Genomic DNA, 23,469 nt, shown 5'->3' with positions numbered 1-23,469 from the left:
GGGGTCAGGATCGGGGATCGAATGCATCGCGGCAGGCCTCACCCATAAAAACCAGCAAGGACAAAATCAGCGCCAGGGCAAAAAACGCTGTCAGCCCCAGCCACGGCGCTTGCAGGTTGCGCTTGGCCTGGCCGATCAGCTCGCCCAGCGACGCGGTGCCGGCGGGCATGCCGAAGCCGAGAAAATCCAGCGCGGTCAGCGTGGCGATGGCGCCGGTGAGAATGAACGGCAGGTAGGTGAGGGTAGAGGTCATCGCGTTGGGCAGAATGTGCCGACGCATCAGTTCGCTGTCGCTCAGGCCCAGCGCCCGCGCGGCTTTTACGTACTCCAGATTGCGCCCACGGAGAAACTCGGCGCGCACCACATCGACCAGCGCCAGCCACGAGAACAGCGCCATGATCCCCAACAACCACCAAAAACTCGGCGAGACGAATCCGGACAAAATGATCAGCAGGTACAGCACCGGCAGCCCCGACCAGATTTCCAGTACGCGTTGCCCGATCAAGTCGACCCAGCCACCGTAGTAACCCTGCAACGCGCCGGCAACGACGCCAATCAATGCGCTGATGGCGGTGAGGATCAGCGCAAACAGAATCGAAATCCGTGTGCCGAAAATTACCCGCGCCAACACGTCCCGGGCCTGATCATCGGTGCCCAGCCAATTGCTCGATGACGGCGGACTCGGCGCCGGTTCAGTGAGGTCATAGTTGACCGTGTCGTAGCTGAACGGGATCGGCGGAAACAGCATCCAGCCACCCTGATCCTCGATCAGCTTGTGCACGTAACTGCTGGCGTAGTCAGGCTGGAACGGCAGCTCGCCGCCGAAATCGGTTTCCAGGTAATCGCTGAGGATCGGAAAGTAAAAGGCATCGTGGTAGCGGATCACCAGCGGCTTGTCGTTGGCGATCAGCTCACCACCCAGGCAGATCAGGCACAGACCGATAAACAGCCGCAACGACCAGCGCCCACGGCGGTTGGCCTTGAATTGCGCCACGCGGCGCTGACCCAGAGGAGACAGTGTGAACATCAGGCAGTCCTCGCCGAGAAATCGATGCGCGGGTCGAGCAGGGTGTAGCAGAGGTCGCCAATCAGCTTGATCAGCAGGCCGAACAGGGTGAACAGAAACAGCGCGCCGAACACCACCGGGTAATCGCGCGACACTGCTGCTTCGTAGCTCATGCGCCCGAGGCCATCGAGATTGAAGACGGTTTCAATCAGCAGGGAGCCGGCGAAAAATACTTCGATCAGCGCTGACGGCACCCCGGCCACCACCAACAGCATCGCGTTGCGGAATACATGGCCGTAAAGCACGCGGCGTTCGGTCAGGCCCTTGGCCCGCGCCGTGATCACGTACTGGCGGCTGATCTCGTTGAGAAAGCTGTTCTTGGTCAGGATCGTCAGCGTGGCAAAACCGCCGATCACCAGCGCTGTGACCGGCAACACCAAGTGCCAGAGGTAGTCGCCGACCTTACCCAATGTGCTCAATGTGGCGAAATCGTCCGAGACCAGCCCCTGCACCGGAAACCAGTTGACGTAGCTGCCGCCGGCGAACACCACGATCAACAGAATCGCAAAGAGAAACGCTGGCAGGGCGTAGCCGATGATGATCGCCGTGCTGCTCCAGACGTCGAAGGCGCTGCCGTTCCTGATTGCTTTGCGAATGCCCAGCGGGATCGAAATCAGGTAGGTGATCAGCGTCGCCCACAAGCCCAGTGACAGCGACACCGGCAGCTTCTGCACGATCAGGTCAGTGACCTTGGCGCCGCGAAAGAAGCTGCTGCCCAGATCCAGCTGCGCGTAGTTTTTCAGCATCAGCCACAGGCGTTCGTGCAGCGGTTTGTCGAAGCCGTAATGGTGTTTTATTTCCTCAATCAGCGCCGGGTCCAGACCACGGCTGCTGCGCCCGGCGCCGCCAGTCGCGGCGACCTCGCCACCGCCGCCCATGCTGTGCCCGCCGAAGCCTTGCAGGCGCGCGATGGCTTGTTCCACCGGCCCGCCGGGCGCGGCTTGTACGATCAGAAAATTCACCACCAGAATGCACAACAGCGTCGGGATGATCAGCAGTAAACGGCGGCTCAGATAACCCAGCATGTCATTGGCCTCCCGCGAGTTGAGTGTTCATCTGCTGAGTCGTCAGCGGCTTGGCCGAGACTTCCCACCACGTGTTGAGGCCTTCGTCATAGGCCGGCTGCACGGCGGGCATGCCGAAGCGGTTCTGATACACCGTCGGCGTGCCTTTGGAGTAGTAGTTGGGAATCATGTAGTAACCCCATTGCAGCACCCGATCGAGCGCACGGGCGTAATGCACCATGGCCTCGCGGCTGTTGGCCTGGACCAGCCCGTCGATCAGTTGATCGACCGCCGGATCGGCCAGCACCATCGCGTTCGAACTGCCGACTTGCGTGGCACTTTGCGAGGCGTACAGGCTGTACAACTCGCGGCCCGGGGAAACGATCGGATCGCCGCTGCGCGGGAAAGCGCAGACGATCATGTCGTAGTCGCGAGCATTGAGGCGGTTGATGTACTGCGCCGAGTCGATGCGACGCAAATTGAGCGTGATGCCGATCTGCGCGAGGGTGCGTTTGAACGGCAGCAGCATGCGATCGAAGCCACCCTGGCCGTCGAGAAAAGTGAACTCCAGCGGCTCGCCGGCGGCGTTGACCAGGTGATTGTTTTTCGCCGTCCAGCCAGCCTCGGCGAGCAGCTTCAGCGCTTGCAGTTGCTTGTCGCGGATGTAGCCGCTGCCATCGGTTTTCGGCGCCTCATACACCGTGGTGAACACTTCGTCGGGCACTTTGCCGCGCAGCGGTTCGAGGATCTTCAGTTCTTCGGCGTCGGGCAGGGCGCTGGCGGCCATTTCGCTCTTGGGCCAGAAGCTGTTCTGGCGCACGTAAAAGCCGCGCATCATCTGCTTGTTGGTCCACTCGAAATCCCACAGCAGGCTGATCGCCTGGCGCACCCGGCGATCCTGGAAGATCGGGTTTTGCAGGTTGAATACAAAGCCTTGGGCAGCGGTAGGTTTTTCCGGTGCCAGAATCGCTTTTTGCAAGCGCCCGTCGCGCAGGGCCGGGCTGTCGTAGCCAACGACGTAACCCGATGAGGAAAACTCACGGTTGTAATCGAACGCGCCAGCCTGCAACAACTGGCGGGCGACGTCGGTGTCGCCGTAGAAATTCACCGTCAGGCTGTCGAAGTTGTACAGGCCGCGACTGACCGGCAAGTCCTTGCCCCACCAGTCCGGGTCGCGCTGAAAACTGATGCTGCGCCCGGCGTCGACCTTGCTCACCCGATACGGGCCGCTGCCCAGCGGTGGCTCGAAACCGCCGCCATTGGCGAAGTCACGGGTTTTCCACCAGTGCTCGGGCAGCACGCGCATCGTCGCCAGATCCAGCGCCAGGGTGCGATTGAGGTTGTTCTTGAAGGTGAAGCGCACCTGGCGCGGACCTTCGATCAAGACGTCTTGCACGTCGGCGTATTGCTGGCGATAACTCAAGCTGCCCTTGGTCATCAGCAGGTTGAAGGTGTAGCGCACGTCTTCGGCGGTGATCGGCGTGCCGTCGGCGAAGCGTGCCTTGGGGTTAAGGGTGAAACGCACCCACATTCCTTCGGGGTCGCGCTCGATCTGCTGCGCGACGAAGGCGTAAACCGTGTAGGGCTCATCCAGCGAACGGAACGCCAGCGGCGCGTACACCCATTCGTTGACCTGCACCACGGAAATGCCTTGATCGGCATACGGGGTGATGTAGTTGTACTGGCCGATTTCCATCGACGCACGGCTGAGCGAACCGCCTTTGGGGGCGTCGGGGTTAACGAAATCGAAATGCTTGAAACCGGCCGGATACTTCGGCGCCTCGCCATACACCGTCAGCGCATGACTGCCAGCGGCCAGCGCTGGGGTGCCGGCGCAGAGCAGCGCACTGCCAAATAGCAAAGCGGCCATGTTGCGCAAAACACTCATGAAGTCACTCCTTAATTCCTGAATGCACACAGGTCAAAACTGTAGGAGTGAGCCTGCTCGCGATGAGGCCAAGTCAGACCCTGCAAGGCTGACTGAAAAAACGCTATCGCGAGCAGGCTCACTCCTACAGGAGTTGCGGTGCTCTCGGTTAGAAGTGATACGTCATGCGCGCAAACAAGGTCCGGCCCAGCGGGTCGGTGTAGCGCGGGTCATAGCCGCTCTGGAAGTTGTAGGCCTGGTTGGAAAACGGCGGGTTGCGGTCGAACACGTTTTTCATCCCGGCGTCGACATCCAGCACCTTGTTGAAGGTGTAGCCGGCCGACAGGTCCCACACCGAATACGACGCCACCCGCGCGTGAGTTTCGCGGTCGTAGTCGTTGTAGCCGGTGGTGAAACGGTTGGTCAGCGCTGCCCGCGCCGCGCCAAAGCTCCAGCTGCCGGTGAGGTTGTGCTTCCAGCGCGCAATCACGCCGTCACCCTGGAAATCGCCGACCTTGTCAGTGAACGGCCCCTTGATGGTGCTCTGGAAGTCGTACTTGTCGACATAGGTGCCCTGCAAGCCGAGGCCGAACTGACCGTACGGCGTGTTCGGGAAGCGATAGTCGAGCGACACGTCGACACCGTTGGTTTCGACGATGCCGAGGTTGGCGTTGCCGGTGACGATGTAGTTGAGCGTGCCGTCGGCGTTGCGCACGAAGCGATCCTGATACGAGCCGGCCTGATCGAACACGGTGGATTCCGGGAACGGCTGAATCTGGTTGGAGATGTGAATCCACCAGAAATCCAGACCTACCGAGAGGTTGCTGATCGGTTGATAGACGAAGCCCAGGGTCACGTTGCGCGCTTTCTCCGGGGCCAGATCCTCGTTGCCGCCAATCTGGTTGAGGAACTGCTGACCGCAATCGCGGCCACCGTTGCCGCCCGGTTGCACCGCGCCGCCGGTACACAGCACCGGGTCGTTGTAGTAGCCCTGGGTGTAAGTGATGCTGCGCGGCGAATACAGCTCGTACAGCGATGGCGCACGGAAGCCTTCGCTGTAGGCGCCGCGCACCACCAGCTCTTTGAGCGGCTGATAACGGAACGAGTATTTCGGGTTGGTGGTGCTGCCGAAATCGCTGTATTTGTCGTGGCGCACGGCGGCGGACAACTCGAGGCTGTCGAGCACCGGCACGTTGATTTCGGCATAGGCGGCTTTGACGCTACGGTCGCCTTCGACGCTGCCGGCCGGGTCGATGCCCAGGCTCTGGATGTCGCCGGCAAACGCCTCGAAGTCCTGATGGAATTTCTCTTTGCGGTACTCGCCACCCAAGGCCAGACCGGCGGGGCCTGCGCCGAACCAGTCACCGATTTCACGGCTGACCCGGCCATCGAAACCGGCGACGCGGCCCACGGCGGTGGAGTAGGCGCCGTGGTACGCGGCGGCGTCGATGTACTGCTGACCCGCGGCAGTTTGCGGGCCGAACGGGTTGAGCAAACCACTGGCCAGACCGTCGATCATCGCCTGATCGCTGACATAACCGCTGGTGACGCTGGAGACGATTTTATTCTGGTTATACGAGGCGCCGAGGTTGTAATCCCAGCCGCCGACCAGACCGTCGAAGCTCAACAGAAAACGCTGGCTGGTGTTCTGGTCTTTGGATTCGCGCGGACCTGCGGCAGTCTCGCGCCAGTTGACGTCGACTGGTTGCGTTGGGTCGAGGGCGAAATCGGTCGGCGCCGGGGTGATGCCGTTGCCGGGGTAGTAGGGCGATGAGGAATCCAGGCTCAGACCGGTCAGTGGCGCCGGGCCGACGGCGGTGGCGTTGTTGTTGCGCGACCAGAAATATTCGAGGTTGACGTTGTGGTCGTCGCCCAGCTTGCCGGTGGTCTTGCCGAAGAACGAGGTCTTTTCGGTCTGCGGCACCAGGTCGATGTATTCACGGGTGCTGAAGCGGCACAAACCGTCGCGGCCGATCAGGTTGGGGCCGTTGCAATTGCTGTTGGCCAACGGGTTGGTGGCGTTGCCGTTCTGGCTGTAGTTGCCGGGGAACGCGGTGCCGGAGGTCTGATCGAGACCACGACCGGGCGAGTAGTCATTGGCGAACGAGCGGTCGTTGGCGTCGAGGTTCTGCTGCTTGTTGTAGTTGAACACGCCGAGGACGTTGAAGCGGTCTTCTTCCAGGTCGCCGTAGCCCCAACTCGCGCTCATGTCCTTGGTCGCACCGCCGCCGCTGTGGGTCGGGGTTTCGCCGCCGAGGGTCAACGCGCCATCGGTCAGGGATTTTTTGGTGATGAAGTTGATCACGCCGCCGATGGCGTCGGTGCCGTACAGGGCCGAGGCGCCGTCGCGCAGCACTTCGACACGCTCGATGGCGGCAAACGGGATCATGTTCAGATCCACCGCGCCGCCCGCCGAGTTGGTGCCCGACAGAGCGTTGTTGGCCAGGCGCCGACCGTTGAGCAGGACCAGCGTCTTGTTCGCGCCGATGCCGCGCATGTCGGCAAACGATGCACCGCCCGTGGCCGCACCGACCGAGCCGGCGCTGTTATTGATCGACTGGCTGCCGGTGATGCGCTGGACCAGCTCGGCGGTGGTGGTCACGCCCTGTTTGCGCAGCTCGTCAGCCTTGAGAATGGTGATTGGCACCGCCGTTTCCGCATCGACCCGGCGAATCGCCGAACCGGTCACTTCGACCCGTTGCAGTTGCGTGGTCGGCGCCGCCACGACAGCGGCTGCCGGCACGCTGCTGTTGTCGTCCTCGGCCGCTTGCACGGTCCCGGCGCCCATCCCCATGGCCACCAGATACAGCGGAACAAAACGGTGGCGAGACATCGTTGCCACCAAAGGTTTGAGCGTGAAGCGTGGAGTGTTCATCAGCATGGTTATTTCCGATTATCAGACGTTATCGAATTGGCCTTGTGAGCCGCTCATTGCTCCGCTTCCGGTGATACCGCGTGCGGAAAACCACTTTCTTCAAGCGAGCCGATCCCCTCCGAAGACGCGTGGCGTTTTTTCGGTCGGCCGGGTGCGACGGGATTCTTTTCAGCGGTGCCGGGTGGCTGCTTTCAACAGCCGCCCGGCACCGCACTCAGTGGGTGGTCATCACCGAAATCTTGCTGATGCCCGAGCGTTCGATAGACGCCATGGCCTTGGCTACCTGGCCGTAATTGACGGCGGCGTCGGCCTGCAATTGCACGCGCACCTCGGCGTCTTTGGCCTTGACCTCCCTGAGGCTGGCCTCGAGGGATTCCGGGGCCAGTTCGGTCTTGGCCAGATAGAACTTGCCGTCCTGATCGACGCTGACCACCACCGGGTCTTTCTTCTCGGCGGGGGCGACAGCATCGGTTTTCGGCAGGTTGACCTTGATTGCGTTGGTCATCAGCGGCGCGGTGACGATGAACACCACCAGCAGCACGAGCATCACATCGACCAGCGGCGTGACGTTCATTTCGCTGAGCACTTCATCGCTGTCTTGAGTGGAGAACGACATCAGCTGGCCTCCCGCACGGCGTTGGTGTTTTTGCTGGCGATGGCCTGGCGGCTGATGGAAAACGCACTGCGCGAGGCGAGGGCGTCGAAGTCGTGGGCGAAGTCATCCATGTCGGCCGAGGCGAGCTTCAGCCGGCGCAGGAAGAAGTTGTAGATCAGCACCGCCGGTACCGCGACGGCAATGCCCACGCCTGTGGCGATCAGCGCGTGGCCGATGGGGCCGGCGACTGCTTCCAGGCTGGCCGAGCCAGTTTCGCCGATGCTTTGCAGGGCTTCCATGATTCCCCACACGGTGCCGAACAGACCAATGAACGGCGCGGTGCTGCCGATACTGGCGAGGATCGCCTGGCCGTTTTCCAGCGAACGGCGCTCCTTCTGGATCTGCTGGCGCAGGTTGCGTTCCAGCCTGTCGGAGCGGTTGATGGTGTGCGCCAGTTGCTGGGTGGTGCGCGGCGAGTCTTCGACCAGCAAGGCTTCGAAACCGCTGCTGGCGATGCGCGCCAGCGAGCCGGGATACTGGCTCGCGTGTTCGGCAGCGGTGAGCAGGTCGGGGGCACTCCAGAAGGCTTTGGTGAACTGCTTGTTCTGCGCTTTCTGGCGCAGGTACTGGGCCGACTTGACCAACAGAATCGCCCAACTGACCACAGAAAACAGCACCAGGCCCCAGAGCACACCGGGGACAATCATCGAAGACAGTGAATCGTTCATGGCTACACCTCGCTTGCTTTAATCAGTAATGAGTCGGTTGCGCCGTCATTGCGGCAATTTGAAATCGATGGTCTGGGTGGCGAAGCCGTCGATTGGCGTGTCGCCGCGCTTGGCCGGAATGAACTTCCAGTTCTTCACCGCCGCGACGGCCGCCTCATCCAGTTGCGGCTTGCCGCTGGACTTGGTCACCGTCACCGCACCGGCACGCCCGTTCGCCAGCACTTGAATGCGCAGCACCACGCTGCCTTCCCAGTTACGTCGCAGCGCCAGCGACGGGTATTCCGGCGGCGGGTTGCCGAGGCTGGCGAGGCCGGAAATCGCTGCCGATTCCTTGACCGGACCGGGCGCAGCAGCCGGCGCCGGCGGTGCACTCGGTGTGCTCGGCGCAGCAGGGGCGGCCGGTTGTGGCGGGGCGGGTGGCGCTTTCGGCGGCTCGACTTTTTTCACTGGTTTTGGCTTCTCGACCGGTTTCGGTTTCTCGATCGGCTTGGGTTTTTCCACCGGTTTGGGCGGGGGCTTGACCGCGTCCTCGTCTTCCACCGGCTGCTCGGGTTCCGGCGGCGGTGGAGGCGGGGGCGGCGGTGGTGGTTCCGGTGTCGGAGGGGCCGGAGGCGTCGGGCTGGTCAGCTCGACGGTCATTTCCGGAATCTCGGGCGGCGTGGGCAGCGGCTCCGGCCGCGCCTGATGAAAGAACCACCACGCGCCGCCGTGTATCAGCGCCGACACGGCAATCAGCAGCACCATCTGTGGTTTGTTCAACCCGCCGGGTCGTGAAGTGTTGGCTGTAAACGCCGGCCTGCCCGTTGGCGGCGGGACCGGCGCTTCCCGCAACGGTCCCGGCAGGGTTTTGTGCTTTACCGCATCGTTCATTAAAGCTCCCTCGGGTCAGATGAAGGGCAATAAAGTGCCGTCCGAACATTTGGCGAATGTTCGAGTGTTTGGGTGCAACTTTCTTCAAGGTGTGCGCGAGCCGATAGTTTGACTATCTGTTTATGCAGGCTCGGACAAACTTACTGGCTCAGCGCCAGCTATTCTGATTGTTCATTACCCTTTCCCTGGCTGTTGTTATGTGGGTAGAGACGTTCTGTATGTCTCTTGCCTGTTACACTTAGCAACGGATGTGCCAAAACTTGCAGAGCTGCGTAAGGCTAATTATCTTCGGGTTATCGATGTCGCATTTATGTAAGTTCGGCGCCGAGTCTGGTTTTCCTGTAGCGCGCACGGGGCCTTCAGTCCTCGCAAGAGGGCTTTTTCGAGTGCGAGACAGGGTGAGCGCTGTATCGCGCCAATCAGCGGGATAGAGCGTCTGCTCTGCGATCAGGCTTAGCGCGCGATGGTGCGCGGCGGATCGATTTGGTGCGGGTCAATGTATTAGTGGCTCACAGGGCATGTTCCTTGTTTTTGTTTGAGCGAGTTGAATGCCAACAGCGAACTGCGTCACAGGGGCGGGTTCATTTTTGGTGCAACTTTTAAACTTCGAAACTTATTGTTCGACAATCCGCTTTCAGGTCGTTAATGCAAAGTCATATTTAAAAACTAAATAGCACGCTGCGCTCGGCGAATAGTGATCGCCAAGCACATTCGGTGTGCGTATGGGTTCAGGTAATAAAGGAGAAGTGCGCCAGCCCGATGATGTTCAGATGAACTCGAGCCTGGTGATGGATATGAGTTGTGTCGATTGGACGGCGCAGCGTTTGAAGATTCACGCGGTGAACTCCTTGTTGCCAGCTCGGATACACGAACTTTTGGCTCGGTATCGCACCTTACAAGAACGCGGATAGCGTTCGATGAATGCTCTTGGTGCGGGATGGGCACCGCCAGCGCTGTTTTGCGAGGATTGAATTCGCAAGTCGGCAGTGCATGGGAAAAACGTGCCAAACGCGATACATCGGCAGAATTTTCTACATCAGGCCAGCCAGCCATCTACCCTGTTGCCATGGCCTTTTAGGGGGAACGGACATGTACCAGCTCTACGGGCATAAAAATTCCGGCGCAGCTGCCATCGAGGCAGCCTTGGAGTTGTGCCAGATTGCTTATCGCTTCATCGACACCGAAGCCAGCGCGGAGGCCGCCGAGGCGCTGGGCAAACTCAATCCGCTGAAACAGATCCCGACTTTGCAACTGCCCGACGGCAGTGCCCTGACCGAGAGCGCGGCGATCCTGATTCATCTGGGCCTGACGTTTCCCAAGTCCGGCCTGCTGCCGGCCAAGGCGCCTGATCGCGATCAGGCGATTCGCGGACTGGCCTATATCGTCAGCAATTGCTACGCGGCCATCGGCATCATCGACTACCCCGAGCGCTGGCTGATGACGGCGGACGAGAGCGCACGGCAGAACCTGATCGCCGGCACGCGCCAGCGTCTGCACTTCAGTTGGGAGGTGTTTGCCGACCAGTTTTCCGGCGAGCTGTACCTGGACGATGAAACGCCGGGCGCGCTGGATGTGCTGGCGGCAGTGGTGAGCCGTTGGGCTGGCAGCCGTGAACATCTGCGCCAGACCCGGCCGGGGTTTTATGCGTGGTTGCAGAGGATTGACCGCCACCCGGTGCTGGCGCCGGTGTTTGAGCGGCATTGGCCGTCTCAAGGCTGACAAAGCACCCCCTGTAGGAGTGAGCCTGCTCGCGATAGCGGTCTGTCAGCCAACTGTATTTCTAGCTGACAGATCGCTATCGCGAGCAGGCTCACTCCTACAAGGGGGCTGTGGTGTCTGGGCGATTATTCCCCGCGAATGTACTGCTCCAGCTGCTTGATCAGCTCGGCCTGTTCGGCAATGGCTTCCTTGACCAGGTCGCCGATCGACAGCAAGCCGATCAGTTTGCCGTCCTCAACCACCGGCAAGTGGCGCAGGCGGCGGTCGGACATGATGCCTAGGCAGGTGTCGACGGTTTGTTTGGTGTCCACCGTGATCACATCCTTGACCATGATGTCGCGCACGGGTGTCCCGACCGAAGAGCGCCCGTGCAGCACCAGTTTGCGTGCGTAATCGCGCTCGCTGATGATGCCGACCACGTTGTCGTCTTCCACCACCAGCAGGGCGCCGACGTTTTTCTCGGCCATTTTCATCAGCGCTTCGAGCACCATGTGATCGGGTTTGATCTGGTGCACTTCCTGATTTTTCTGGTCTTTGAGCTTGAGCAGTTGGGCGACGGTCTTCATGGCGGTTACTCAGGTGTTGTCGTTGTTAATCAAGCATCGTAGACCCTGATCGGCAGGGCAAGGCCGCAAAGCGGCAGATAGCACGCAAAAAACGCCATTTGCCGGAAAAAACCATCTTTCTATCTGAAAATGAAGTGCCTGTGGCAGGGGGGATCTGTGGCAGGGGATTTATCTGAGGTGAGGGAATCTATTTGTGGCGAGGGGATTTATCTGTGGCGAGGGGATTTATCCCCGCTGGCCGCGAAGCGGCCCCGCTTTTAATGAAAGGGCCTGCTGCGCAGGTCAACGGGGATGAATCCCCTCGCCACAGATAAATCCCCTCACCATAAATGCTGCGTAGAATGCCGGTCTGATTCAGTTCCCGAGGTCGCAGTGGTGGATTTACCGCAGGGCTTCGTCCTGACCCGGCACTGGCGCGATACGCCGGCCGGCACCGAAGTCGAATTCTGGCTGGCGACCGACGCCGGGCCGCGCCGTGTGCGCTTGCCGCACCAGCCTTCGGTGGCGTTCATCCCCGCCGAACAGCGTGAAGCGGCCGAACGTCTGCTGCACGACGAAAAGAACGTCGAATTGCGGCCGTTGGCTTTGCTGGATTTCGAGCATCGTCCGGTGCTCGGTCTGTATTGCCAGCAGCACGGTCAGTTGATGCGCCTGGAAACCGCGCTGAACCGCGTCGGGGTCGATGTCTTCGAGGCCGATGTGCGCCCGCCGGAGCGCTATCTGATGGAGCGCTTCATTACCGCACCCGTGCGGTTCAGCGGTACGCCGGACGCCGACGGCGTGCTGAGCAACGCCCAGCTCAAGCCCGATCCCGATTATCGGCCGAAACTGCGCCTGGTCTCGCTCGATATCGAAACCACCGAGACCGGCGAGCTGTATTCCATCGCCCTGGAAGGGTGTGGCGAACGTCAGGTGTACATGCTTGGGGCGCCGAACGGCGATGACAGCATTGTTGATTTCGATCTCGAATATTGCGATTCGCGCACCATTCTCCTGAAGAAACTCAACGAGTGGTTTGCCCGCCACGACCCCGACGCGATCATCGGCTGGAACGTTGTGCAGTTTGACTTGCGCATCCTCCACGAACACGCGCGGCGCCTCGGCGTGCCGCTGAAGATCGGTCGCGGCGGTGAAGAAATGCAGTGGCGCGAGCACGGCAGCCGCAATCATTATTTCGCTTCCGCCGCGGGTCGGCTGATCATCGACGGTATCGAATCGCTGCGTTCGGCGACCTGGAGTTTCCCCTCCTTCAGCCTGGAAAACGTCGCGCAGACGTTGCTTGGCGAAGGCAAAGCCATAGACAACCCGTATCAGCGCATGGACGAGATCAATCGCATGTTCGCCGAGGACAAACCGGCGCTGGCCAAATACAACCTCAAGGACTGCGAACTGGTCACGCGGATCTTCGCCAAGACCGAGCTGCTGACGTTTCTCCTCGAACGTGCCAGCGTCACCGGTCTGCCGGCGGATCGCAGCGGTGGCTCGGTGGCCGCGTTCACGCATTTGTACATGCCGCTGATGCACCGTCAGGGCTTCGTTGCGCCGAACCTCGGCACCCATCCGCCTCAGGCCAGCCCCGGCGGGTTCGTCATGGATTCGCAACCGGGGCTGTATGAATCGGTGCTGGTGCTCGACTACAAGAGCCTTTATCCGTCGATCATCCGTACGTTCCTGATTGATCCGGTGGGGCTGATCGAAGGCTTGCAGCACCCGGACGATGCCGATTCGGTACCCGGCTTTCGTGGTGCACGCTTTTCGCGCACCCGCCATTGCCTGCCGTCGATTGTGTCGCGAGTGGCTGAGGGGCGCGAGACTGCCAAACGTGAGCACAACGCGCCGTTGTCGCAAGCGCTGAAGATCATCATGAACGCCTTCTACGGCGTGCTTGGCTCCAGCGGTTGCCGGTTTTTCGATACGCGCCTGGCCTCATCGATCACTCTTCGCGGCCACGAAATCATGCTGCGCACCCGCCAGTTGATCGAAGCGCAGGGCCATGCGGTGATCTATGGCGATACCGACTCCACATTCGTCTGGCTACGTCGCGCCCATGGTCAGGAGGAGGCGGCGCAGATCGGTCATGCGCTGGTCAACCAGGTCAACGATTGGTGGCGCGAGCATGTGCGCGAAACCTACGGCCTGGAAAGCGCGCTGGAACTGCAGTTCGAGATCCACTACAAACGCTTTTTGATGCCGACCATTCGCGGCGCGGAGGAGGGCAGCAAGAAGCGTTACGCCGGCCTCGTCACCCGCGCCGATGGCCGCGAGGAAATGATCTACAAAGGTCTGGAAACCGTGCGCACCGACTGGTCGCTGCTGGCCCGGCAATTTCAGCAGGAATTGTACGAGCGGATTTTCCAGCGCAAGCCGTATCAGGATTACGTGCGCGACTATGTGCGCAAGACCCTGGCCGGGGAGTTCGATGATCGATTGATCTACCGCAAGCGCCTGCGCCGCACCCTCGACGATTACGAGCGCAACGTCCCGCCGCATGTGCGCGCAGCGCGGCTGGCCGACGACTACAACGCGCAGCACGGCCGGCCCCGGCAGTACCAGAACGGCGGCTGGATCAGCTACGTCATCACCTTGGCCGGCCCGGAGCCGCTGGAAGCACGCCGCGCCGCCATCGATTACGACCATTACATCACCCGGCAACTGCAACCGGTGGCGGATGCGATTCTGCCGTTTGTCGATGACGACTTTTCAACCCTGATCGGCGGGCAAATGGGCCTGTTTTGAGGCGCGCTTGCCCTCAGACCATCGCCAGGCGCTGCTTGCGTTGCGGCGCGGGGAAAACCTGATCCAGCGCCGCCAGATCGCCAGCCTCCAGCTGCAGCTGCGCCGCTTGCGCATTGAGCTGCACGTGCTCCGGATGGACGGCCTTGGGAATCGCAATCACCCCGTCCTGACGCAGAATCCACGCCAGTGCAACCTGAGCCGGAGTCACCTTGTGGTGCGCTGCGATGTGTTTGAGCACCGGCTCGGCGAGCATCGCGCCGCCCTGGCCGATCGGACAGTAGGCCATCAATGGCATGCGCTGTTGCCGGGACCATGGCAGCAGATCGAACTCAATGCCGCGCGCTTCCAGGTTGTAGAGCACCTGGTTGGTGGCGCAGGCCGGGCTGGAGAGTTCTTCAAGATCATCGACATCGAAGTTCGACACGCCCCAACGGCCGATCTTGCCGTCCTCGCGCAGGCGTTCAAAGGCTTCGACGGTTTCTTCCAGGGGATACTGGCCGCGCCAGTGCAGCAGGTAGAGATCGATGTAATCGGTGTCGAGCCGGCGCAGACTGCGCTCGCAGGCCAGGGGGATGCCTTTGCGGCTGGCGTTGTGCGGGTAGACCTTGCTGACCAGAAACACCTGATCGCGCAGCCCGCTGATGGCTTCGCCGACCACCGTTTCGGCACCGCCCTCGGCGTACATTTCCGCAGTGTCGATCAGGGTCATGCCCAGCTCGATGCCGCTGCGCAGTGCGCTGACTTCACGCTTGTGCGCCGAGCGATCCTCACCCATGCGCCAGGTGCCCTGGCCAATCACGGGCACCTGCACGCCAGCCAATTCAAGGGTACGCATTCAAACCTCCTTTACGAAAATCTCGTTACCTTTGGTGGGCAGCAGGATAGACCAAGGGTTCCCGGAAGGAAGGGGGAGCCAAGGAGGAAACCAGGTCAATTGTGGCGAAGGGATTTTGTGGCGAGGGGATTTATCCCCGTTGGGCTGCAAAGCAGCCCCCGGAACTTGCAATGAATTTCTTCTGATAAAGCGCATTTTGCAGGATGGGGCTGCTTCGCATCCCAGCGGGGATAAATCCCCTCGCCACAAAGGTTATTTTGCGGAGAATTTCAGAATCACGCTGTGGGTGTAGGTCTGCCCCGGATCCAGCCGTGTGCTCGGGAAGCCCGGCTGGTTCGGCGAGTCGGGATAGTGCTGAGTCTCCAGGGTAAACGCGCCCCAGTGCGGATAGACCTTGCCGCCCTTGCCCTTGACCGTACCGTCGAGGAAGTTACTGGTATAGAACTGCACCCCCGGCTCGGTGGTGAACAACTGCAGGGTTCGTCCCGATTGCGGATCGCTGACTTCGGTGGCGACTTTGCTGATATCGCCTTTGGTGTCCAGCGCCCAGTTGAAGTCGAAGCCGCCCTGTTTCGGCTCGGCAAACTTCAACTGCGGATGATCAGCCTTGATGTGCGTGCCGATCGCGGTCGCTTTGGTGAAATCCATCGGCGTGCCCGCGACAGGCGCGAGTTCTCCGGTCGGGATCAGCTTGGCCGTCACCGGGGTGTAATGGCTGGCATTGAGCGTGGCGACCTGCTTGAGAATGTCGCCATTGCCGGCGCCGGCGAGGTTGAAGTAGCTGTGGTTGGTCAGGTTCAGCACCGTGGGCTTATCGGTGCTGGCCTTGTAGTCGATGCGCAGTTCGTTGTTCTCGGTCAGGCGATAGGTCACTTCGGTGCTGAGGTTGCCGGGGAAGCCCATTTCACCGTCCGCCGACAGATAGGTCAGGGTCACGCCGACCGAATCCTTGTCCTTGGTTTCCTTGGCCTTCCAGACCTTTTTGTCGAAACCCTGAGGGCCGCCGTGCAACGCGTTGGACTTGTCATTCTGCGGCACCTGATAGCGCTTGCCGTCGAGTTCGAAGGCGCCGTCGGCCAGGCGGTTGCCGAAGCGTCCGATGGTCGCGCCAAAGTACGCCGTGCCTTTCTGGTAGCCCTGCACATCGTCGAAACCAAGCACTACGTCGTCAAACTTGCCGTGCTTGTCGGCGACTTTCAGCGCTTGCAGGGTCGCGCCGTAAGTAATCACGGTGGCTTGCATGCCGTGGCTGTTGCGCAGGATGTATTGCTCGACGGGCGTGCCGTCATTGGTTTTACCGAAGGCTTTGTGTTCGGCGGTCAGGCCCGCTGCGTTGGCGGAAAGGGAAGCGATCATCAGTGACAGTCCAAGGCCGGAAAGCAGGTGACGGGATTGAAGCATGGTAGACCTTCCTTTTTGTTGTTGTTTTGAGAATTTGCAATTAGTCAGGCTATTGAATCTATAGCAGAAGATTTATAGCCGATTTACTCATCATCGCAAATATAAAGTCGGACTAATTGGTGTCGAGCAAGACGCCAAAGGTCGGCAAACCACGCCAGCACTGCACTTTTTCGCAATCGGCGGCTCTATCCATGGCCAGGATGCGGTGACTCCCGCCGCACAGGAACGTACCTGCCCGAGAATTCATGCCGAGTGCTTTTACCCTGATCACTGCTTGTTTGCGCCGAGCGTGCCTGTTGCTGGCCGGTTTGTTTTTGCTGGTGCTGAGCGGCTGTAGCCATCAGAACGGCAACGGCTTCATCAATCAGATGCGTGACGGCAAGCCGCAGGAGTTTCTGCAGACCAGCGTCGATCGCATGGCAACGCTGGCAATGCGCGACAACCTCAACAGCCTCTATCGTCTGATGGGCAAGCTGTACCTGCGCAACCCGCAAGAGCTGCGCAAGTCCGGGTTCCTCAACATTCATGCCGCAGTGAAACAGGTACGCCTGGCCATCGAACAGCAACAGCCGCTGCCGGTACTGGGCGGCAGGAAGGACCTGGCCGCGCTGAACTACGCGATGAGCCCGGAGTTTCTCGGTGATCGGGTCGGCGCTTTCATCTACGCCATCGGCAGCATGCTGGTCACCGCCCACGGCAACCGCACCGAGTTCTACATGACGGACGCGATTAATCCGACGTTCGTGCACAACGCTGCGCGCAACATCGAGAAAGCGACGTGGATTCTGTCGCAGCGACAGAACCAGGATGGCCAGCCGCTGCTGTTTTCCAATGAAATCTCCGAGGAGGGCAGCAACCTCAGCTTCGCCACCGAGTTCGGCAAGGTGGTGGCGCGCCTGGACCTGCTGACGCAAATGCTCGATGAGCGCTATCGGCGCATCGGTCTGAATTACGCGCAGAGTCTGTTGTTTTTGAATTTTCTGCCGGTGCAGTGAGCTTTCACTGGATTGTGAATTTTGCAGAGATCCATTGTAGGAGTGAGCCTGCTCGCGATAGCGGAGGATCATTTAACTCATCCACATCTGAAAGACCGCTATCGCGAGCAGGCTCACTCCTACAGAGATCGCATCGTGAGTTGAATATTTGTATACAATTCTTCGCTCCAATTGATCCAAAAGGAACTGCCCCCGTCATGACCGACCCCGCAAGCGCCGATTTCAGCCGCGTCGATCACTCCGCCCGCACCGACAGATTGCCCTACGCCGCGCTGCTCGCGTTCGCCATGACCGGTTTCATCGCCATCCTCACCGAAACCCTGCCCGCCGGGCTGCTGCCGCAGATTGGCGCCGGGCTGAACGTCAGCGAAGTGTTCGCCGGGCAACTGGTCACCCTCTATGCGTTGGGTTCGATAGTCGCGGCGATTCCATTGACCGTGGCCACCCGCGCCTGGCCGCGGCGACGGGTGCTGCTGATGACCGTGGGCGGGTTTCTGCTGTTCAACACCATCACCACGTTTTCCAGCCATTACGGACTGACACTGGCTTCACGCTTTCTCGCCGGCATGGCGGCGGGGTTGTCCTGGGGAATCATGGCCGGCTATGCGCGCGGGATCGTCCCAGTGCATCAGCAGGGCCGGGCACTGGCGATTGCCATGCTCGGCACCCCGGTCGCCTTGTCGCTCGGCACCCCGGCGGGGACGTGGCTGGGCCAATGGATCGGCTGGCGCGCTTCGTTCGGGATCATGTCGGCGCTGGCGCTGGTACTGGCGGCATGGATTGTCATCGCAGTGCCGGATCGTCCGGGGCAGGCCAGTGGCGAGCGCTTGCCGTTGCTCGAATCGTTGCGCCTGCCTGGTGTGCGCCCGGTGCTGTTCGTGGTGCTGGCGTGGATGCTTGGGCACAACATTCTCTACACCTACATCGCACCGTTTCTGGCCGAGGCCGGGCTGGCCGACCGGGTGGATCTGGTGCTGCTGGTGTTCGGCCTGTGCTCGCTGGTGGGGATCTGGATCGTCGGCCTGCTGGTGGATCGCTGGTTGCGAGGGCTGACGCTGATCAGCCTCGCCGTGTTTGCGCTGACCGCGCTGGTGCTGGCACTGGCGGTGCCGTCGCCGTGGCTCATTTACGCTTGCATGGCGGTGTGGGGCTTGTCGTTCGGCGGTTCGGCTACGCTGCTGCTGACCTCGGCGGCGGATTCGGCCGGTGAGCATGTCGACGTGGTTCAGGCGATGCTGACCACTTCGTGGAACGTGGCGATTGCCGGCGGCGGGCTGTTTGGCGGTTTGCTGCTGGATCGCGCCGGGGCGATGTCATTTCCGTGGGCACTGTTGATCCTGTCGCTGATTGCGCTGGCCACGGTGTGGGTCAATCGCACTCACAGCTTCAAACCGGGACGGCGGGTACATTAACTCTCGAAACCACCCCTTGATCTCTGTAGGAGTGAGCCTGCTCGCGATAGCGGTGTGTCAGTCACATGGCATTTGTCTGATACACCGCTATCGCGAGCAGGCTCACTCCTACAAAGAGAACGACGGTGATTTTCGATAATGCATAACCATAGACCGCATCGATATATGTGGTTATAAGAAAAATCGCTATGCTGCGGGCCAGATTTTTCCTGTCGTTTTCTGGACGTCTTAATGGATTTGGTCAATTTGGGTCTGGTGGTTGCCGGGCTGGTGGTGGGTTTTATTGTCGGCATGACCGGTGTCGGCGGTGGTTCGTTGATGACGCCGATCCTGCTGTGGTTCGGCATCAACCCGGCAACGGCGGTGGGCACTGACCTGCTGTACGCCGCCATCACCAAATCCAGCGGCGTCCTCGTTCACAGGAAAAACCAGAACATCGATTGGGCCATCACCGGTTGGCTGACCTTGGGCAGCGTGCCCGCGGTGGCGATGACGCTGTGGTTCCTCAGCTCGTTGCACACCGCTCCCGAGGCGATGAACGCGATCATCAAGCAGGCCTTGGGCTTTGTCTTGTTCGCCACGGCGCTGGCGATTTTCTTCAAGAAACGCTTGCTCGAATTCGCCCACAAACGTGCCGGTGGCAACTACAACCCGAGCGGTTCGCGGCTCAACGTGATGACCGTAATCACCGGCTTGATCCTCGGCACGATGGTCGCCCTGACCTCGATCGGTGCCGGCGCACTGGGCACGGTTGCGTTGTTCATCCTCTATCCGCTGCTGCCGACCCGTCGCCTGGTCGGCACTGAAATCGCCCACGCGGTGCCGCTGACCCTGGTCGCTGGCCTGGGCCATGCGAGCATGGGCAATATGGATTGGGGCGTGTTGGGCTACTTGCTGCTGGGCTCGCTGCCGGGCATCTGGCTCGGCAGCCACCTGACCGGGCGCATCTCCGACGAAGTCCTGCGCCCGTGCCTGGCGACGATGCTGGTTTTGATCGGTTACAAGCTGGCGTTCTGAGTCACTTGCCAGTAACGAATTTCATCACCACCACTGGCAGATCTTCGTAAATCAGTTCCTCGACGACTTGCCAACCCAGTCGCGCGTACAGCGACTGCGAAGTGTCGGTGTACAAATACAGCTCAGGCACGCCCAGCGCCGCGGCTTCCTCGACCACTCGATTGACCAGTTGCGAAGCGACCCCGCGCCCACGTTCTTCAGCCTTCACATAAACGCCTGCCAGCCATGGTGTCAGGTTTGGCCGTAGCTTCAGATCGCTTTCGATCAGTAGTGCGCCGCCCAGCAAACTCGAATCTTCAAGCGCCACCACCACGCTGGGCACTGAACCTTTGCCACAGGATTCACGCATGTGCTCGACGCGATCCTCGACTGTTTGACCAGGGCGAAACTCTCCCCACTCCTTGAAGTTGAGGGTGGCCAGTTCTTCGATAAATTCGGGGTGATCGCACAGGTAATCAATGTGCATGCGGGTGAACTCCATTTCGTTAGCAGAGCGGCCACCCTAATGCGCTCATAACCAGTAATCAAATCTGCGTAGCGATCGCTCCCGTCATGTTGCGCAATGTTCGGCCTGACCTAAGCTTCTGACAGGGCGATGCCTTTTTGCCAGACGCACCCGGAACAATCGCCACGATGCGCAATCAGTAGAGCGTGGATATCAAAAGGAGATGCGCATGCTCATCAGGTCCCTGACCCTGACATTCTTGCTGGCGATGGCCGGCCCCTTGTTCGCCGCCGACAGCGATTCACCCTTGGCCGGTGACGTCGGGCGCGCCCGGCCGCTGATCGTGATTGCGCAAAGCACGGTCGATCCGGTGTGGCTGAGCCTGAAGAAATCGCTGGAGGACCCGGCCAATAAAAAGGGCGTCGCCGACCGCAATATCAAGGTCTATACCATCCTCAGCATGTCCGGTCAGCTCGACGGCAAGGACATGGGCCAGCAGGACACCATGGCGCTGCTGCGCTCGCTGAAACTGGGCGCCGGTGCTTATCCGAAAGTGTTCCTGGTGGGCAAGGACGGCGAGACCAAGCTTTCGGCTTCGGGGGACGAAGCCAAGGTCATGGACCTGAAGAAGATCTTCGAGACCATCGACGCCATGCCGATGGCCGAGAAAGAAGCCGCCGCTGCCGCCGCACAAGCACCCGCCGCCACCGAGCCAGAACCGGCCAAGGGTACGAAGCCGAGCAAACCGGCGAAGCCTGCCAAGCCGCCGCAAATGCCGGATGATTGATTGCGCACGGCGTGAATAAAGCACGTCCCTGTATGTGGCAAAGCCCCCACAGGTTTTTGTGAAATGCACAGCTCCAGTGGGGGAGCGAACCTGCTCGCGATAGCGATTTTTCAGGCGCTCGGAAGTGACCGATTCAGCGCATTCGCGAGCAGGCTCGCTCCCACAATTCATCTAACGCCCATTAGTCCACCAGCGCACCGAAAATCGTATGCGCAATCTTCACGCGCTCGGCATTCGGATAATTCTTGTTGGCGAGAATCACGATGCCGATCTTTTGCGACGGCACGAACGCGACATACGCGCCAAACCCCCGGGTGGAGCCGGTTTTGTTGAACAGCACGTTCGCCGGTTCGGGTTGCGGCGGGGTGAGCCAGTCGGTTTTGTGCGCTTGCATCGCCATGGCTGTCGAGTTGCCGTTCAGCAACTTCTCCAGGCTGATCGGGTAGGCGTAGCGCTCCCAGCCCAGGCCCTGAGTCATGTCGCCGACGCGGTAGTAACCGGTGTGGGTGAGGGCGATGGCTTGTTGCAGATCGGGGGCGAGGCTGGCCGGTTGCAACTGTGCCTCGACATAGCGCAACAGGTCGGCGGCGCTGGTTTTCATGCCGTAGGCTTCGGCGTCCAGCGCGCCGGGGCTGACGCGTACCGGCTGGTCGGCGCTGTCATAGCCTTGGGCGTAGAGCTTCGACTGCGCTGGCGGCACGCTGAGGAAGGTGTGCTGCAAACCGAGTTTCGGCAGCAGGGTCTGCGTCATCGCCTGATCGAAAGGTTGGCCCAGGCTTCTCGCCGCCAGATAACCGAACAAGCCCAGGCTCGGGTTGGAATAGAGGCGATGGCTGCCGGCGGGAAACTGCGGTTTCCACTGTTGGTAATAACCGAGCATCTTGTCGGCCGAATCCGCCTCGGCGGGAAATTGCAGCGGTAGTCCGCCGGCGCTGTAGGTGCCCAGTTGCAGCACACTGATGTTGTCGAACGCAGTGCCTTTGAGCGCCGGCCAAAGCGTGCTCGCCTTGCTCGACAGGTCCAGCTTGCCGGTCGCTTGAGCGTAACCGGCGAGGGTCGCGGTGAAGGTCTTGCTCACCGAACCGACTTCGAACAGGGTGTTTTCGCTGACCTTCTGCCCGCTGTCCCTGGCGGCGATACCGTAATTAAAATAATGCGCCTGGCCGTTGACCGTGAGGGCAACGCTCAGTCCGGCAATGTTGTTGTGTTGCATCACTGGGGTAACGGCTTGCGTGACCAGTGCCTGCCACTGCGCCTCGGTCGGTGTGGCCGCCTGGCAGACAACGCTGCTGAAGATCAAGGTGAAAGCGCTGTAGGAAAAGAGCTTGCTCGGCTTGAATGAACACATAAATGAACCACTCTCCATGAGTGTCGATTGTCGTATGCCGCTACACTGCGGCTGATTTTTCATCGGTTGGCTGATCAGTGCCGCCAATGTAGGCAGTGTCGCCACGCTGGACAAACGATGAAATCTCGCATGAGCCATTAGAAAAATTTGGGGCTGGGGCATGATTCGACCGCAATTGCCACTCAACGCACTGCGCGCTTTCGAAGCGTCGGCGCGCCACTTGAGTTTCACCCGCGCTGCCGTGGAACTGTGCGTGACCCAGGCGGCGGTGAGCCATCAGGTCAAAAGCCTCGAGGCGCAACTCAACGTCACCCTGTTCAAACGCCTGCCCCGCGGGCTGATGCTGACCAGCGAGGGGGAAACCTTGCTACCGGTGCTCAGCACCTCATTCGATCACATCGCGCAGATGCTCGAACGACTGGCCGGCGGTCAGTATCGGGAAATGTTGACGGTTGGCGTGGTGGGGACATTTGCCGTGGGCTGGCTGCTGCCGAGGCTGGCGGACTTCCGGGCGAAACATCCGCACATGGATTTACGCCTATCGACCCACAACAACCGCGTGGATGTGGCCGCGGAAGGCCTGGATTATGCGATCCGGTTTGGCGCCGGGGCCTGGCATGGCATCGAGGCAACGCGCTTGCTCGACGCGCCGCTGTCGGTATTGTGCGTGCCGGAAATTGCCCGGCAATTGCAGTCGCCCGGGGATCTGTTGCGTCAGACCTTGCTGCGCTCCTATCGCACCGATGAATGGCCGGAGTGGTTCCACGCCGCCGGCCTCGCCACTCAGGCGCCACCGCCGCAGAGCATCGTCTTCGACTCGTCGCTGGCAATGATGGAGGCTGCATTGCAGGGCAGCGGGGTGGCGCTGGCGCCGCCGCTGATGTTCGCCCGACAACTGGCGGCGGACGCGATCTGCCAGCCGTTCGCGATCGAGATCACGACGGGGAGTTATTGGTTGACGCGGTTGCAGTCGCGACCCGAAACGGCGGCGATGAAAGCGTTCAAGGAGTGGCTGGCGCAAATCTCCGGTTAACACATACCCCATGTAGGAGTGAGCCTGCTCGCGATAGCGGCGTGTCATTCACCACCTTTGTTTACTGACACACCGCTATCGCGAGCAGGCTCACTCCCACAATGACCGGGTCTGCCCACAACATTTGTGTTCGGCCCAAAACCCTGTGGGAGCCGGGCTTGCCCGCGAAA

19 protein-coding genes are annotated in these 23,469 nt (G+C 60.7%); 7 read left to right on the top strand and 12 right to left on the bottom strand.

The features are described 5' to 3' along the window. Positions 1–4: 4 nt before the first annotated feature. The 7 genes from HU755_RS15285 to HU755_RS15255 form a co-directional block, all read right to left on the bottom strand. The gene (locus HU755_RS15285) at positions 5–1,027 is read right to left on the bottom strand and encodes an ABC transporter permease (RefSeq protein ID WP_186634034.1); all 1,023 of its coding nucleotides are present in this window, start codon (positions 1,025–1,027) and stop codon (positions 5–7) included. Then, positions 1,027–2,091, bottom strand: a complete 1,065-nt coding sequence (locus tag HU755_RS15280) for a microcin C ABC transporter permease YejB (protein ID WP_186634031.1) — start codon at positions 2,089–2,091, stop codon at positions 1,027–1,029. The genes HU755_RS15285 and HU755_RS15280 overlap by 1 nt, the downstream gene beginning before the upstream one ends. A 1-nt stretch (position 2,092) precedes the next feature. Continuing rightward, positions 2,093–3,958, bottom strand: a complete 1,866-nt coding sequence (locus HU755_RS15275; protein WP_186634028.1) for an extracellular solute-binding protein — start codon at positions 3,956–3,958, stop codon at positions 2,093–2,095. A 148-nt stretch (positions 3,959–4,106) separates the two neighbouring features. Further along, positions 4,107–6,818, bottom strand: coding sequence for a TonB-dependent receptor (locus HU755_RS15270; protein ID WP_186634025.1), 2,712 nt, complete (start codon positions 6,816–6,818; stop codon positions 4,107–4,109). A gap of 208 nt (positions 6,819–7,026) precedes the next feature. Further along, positions 7,027–7,428: a biopolymer transporter ExbD gene (locus tag HU755_RS15265; RefSeq protein ID WP_186551787.1), complete on the bottom strand. Its 402-nt coding sequence runs from the start codon at positions 7,426–7,428 to the stop codon at positions 7,027–7,029. Then, positions 7,428–8,135, bottom strand: coding sequence for a MotA/TolQ/ExbB proton channel family protein (locus tag HU755_RS15260; protein WP_159245475.1), 708 nt, complete (start codon positions 8,133–8,135; stop codon positions 7,428–7,430). Before HU755_RS15260 ends, HU755_RS15265 begins: the two co-directional genes overlap by 1 nt. A gap of 45 nt (positions 8,136–8,180) precedes the next feature. Further along, positions 8,181–9,005 (bottom strand): energy transducer TonB, encoded by an 825-nt coding sequence (locus HU755_RS15255; protein WP_186634022.1) that lies wholly within the window; start codon positions 9,003–9,005, stop codon positions 8,181–8,183. Positions 9,006–10,094: 1,089 nt separating this feature from the next. Here HU755_RS15255 and HU755_RS15250 point away from each other — a divergent pair. Then, the gene (locus HU755_RS15250; protein ID WP_186634019.1) at positions 10,095–10,724 is read left to right on the top strand and encodes a glutathione S-transferase N-terminal domain-containing protein; all 630 of its coding nucleotides are present in this window, start codon (positions 10,095–10,097) and stop codon (positions 10,722–10,724) included. A gap of 125 nt (positions 10,725–10,849) precedes the next feature. Here HU755_RS15250 and HU755_RS15245 read toward each other — a convergent pair whose 3' ends face one another. After that, entirely contained in the window at positions 10,850–11,290 is a 441-nt protein-coding gene (locus tag HU755_RS15245) for a CBS domain-containing protein (protein WP_186551790.1), read from the bottom strand. Between the two features lie 375 nt (positions 11,291–11,665). Between HU755_RS15245 and HU755_RS15240 the strand changes: the two genes are divergently transcribed. After that, the gene (locus tag HU755_RS15240; RefSeq protein WP_186634016.1) at positions 11,666–14,026 is read left to right on the top strand and encodes a DNA polymerase II; all 2,361 of its coding nucleotides are present in this window, start codon (positions 11,666–11,668) and stop codon (positions 14,024–14,026) included. A 13-nt stretch (positions 14,027–14,039) separates the two neighbouring features. Here HU755_RS15240 and HU755_RS15235 read toward each other — a convergent pair whose 3' ends face one another. Both HU755_RS15235 and HU755_RS15230 read right to left on the bottom strand, forming a co-directional pair. Next, a complete protein-coding gene (locus HU755_RS15235) occupies positions 14,040–14,861 on the bottom strand; it encodes an aldo/keto reductase (RefSeq protein ID WP_186634013.1) in 822 nt (273 codons plus the stop codon). 252 nt (positions 14,862–15,113) lie between these two features. Next, entirely contained in the window at positions 15,114–16,262 is a 1,149-nt protein-coding gene (locus HU755_RS15230) for an aldose epimerase family protein (protein ID WP_186634010.1), read from the bottom strand. 245 nt (positions 16,263–16,507) lie between these two features. Between HU755_RS15230 and HU755_RS15225 the strand changes: the two genes are divergently transcribed. From HU755_RS15225 to HU755_RS15215, 3 genes are all read left to right on the top strand, one after another. Continuing rightward, complete coding sequence (locus HU755_RS15225; protein WP_186551795.1) at positions 16,508–17,257, top strand: hypothetical protein; 750 nt, start codon at positions 16,508–16,510, stop codon at positions 17,255–17,257. A gap of 197 nt (positions 17,258–17,454) precedes the next feature. Further along, complete coding sequence (locus tag HU755_RS15220) at positions 17,455–18,669, top strand: MFS transporter (RefSeq protein WP_186634007.1); 1,215 nt, start codon at positions 17,455–17,457, stop codon at positions 18,667–18,669. 231 nt (positions 18,670–18,900) lie between these two features. Continuing rightward, the gene (locus HU755_RS15215; protein WP_186634004.1) at positions 18,901–19,686 is read left to right on the top strand and encodes a sulfite exporter TauE/SafE family protein; all 786 of its coding nucleotides are present in this window, start codon (positions 18,901–18,903) and stop codon (positions 19,684–19,686) included. 1 nt (position 19,687) lies between these two features. Here HU755_RS15215 and HU755_RS15210 read toward each other — a convergent pair whose 3' ends face one another. Then, positions 19,688–20,152: a GNAT family N-acetyltransferase gene (locus HU755_RS15210; protein ID WP_186634001.1), complete on the bottom strand. Its 465-nt coding sequence runs from the start codon at positions 20,150–20,152 to the stop codon at positions 19,688–19,690. Between the two features lie 208 nt (positions 20,153–20,360). Between HU755_RS15210 and HU755_RS15205 the strand changes: the two genes are divergently transcribed. Continuing rightward, positions 20,361–20,918 (top strand): DUF4174 domain-containing protein, encoded by a 558-nt coding sequence (locus HU755_RS15205; protein ID WP_186633998.1) that lies wholly within the window; start codon positions 20,361–20,363, stop codon positions 20,916–20,918. Between the two features lie 181 nt (positions 20,919–21,099). Here HU755_RS15205 and ampC read toward each other — a convergent pair whose 3' ends face one another. Continuing rightward, the gene (gene ampC / locus HU755_RS15200) at positions 21,100–22,266 is read right to left on the bottom strand and encodes a class C beta-lactamase (RefSeq protein ID WP_186623945.1); all 1,167 of its coding nucleotides are present in this window, start codon (positions 22,264–22,266) and stop codon (positions 21,100–21,102) included. Between the two features lie 160 nt (positions 22,267–22,426). Between ampC and HU755_RS15195 the strand changes: the two genes are divergently transcribed. Beyond that, positions 22,427–23,299 (top strand): LysR family transcriptional regulator, encoded by an 873-nt coding sequence (locus HU755_RS15195; RefSeq protein WP_186633996.1) that lies wholly within the window; start codon positions 22,427–22,429, stop codon positions 23,297–23,299. Positions 23,300–23,469 lie beyond the last annotated feature (170 nt).

The organism is Pseudomonas sp. SWRI111, assembly GCF_014268555.1.
Lineage (GTDB): Bacteria > Pseudomonadota > Gammaproteobacteria > Pseudomonadales > Pseudomonadaceae > Aquipseudomonas > Aquipseudomonas hamedanensis.
This window is presented reverse-complemented; position numbering and strand designations above follow the sequence as displayed.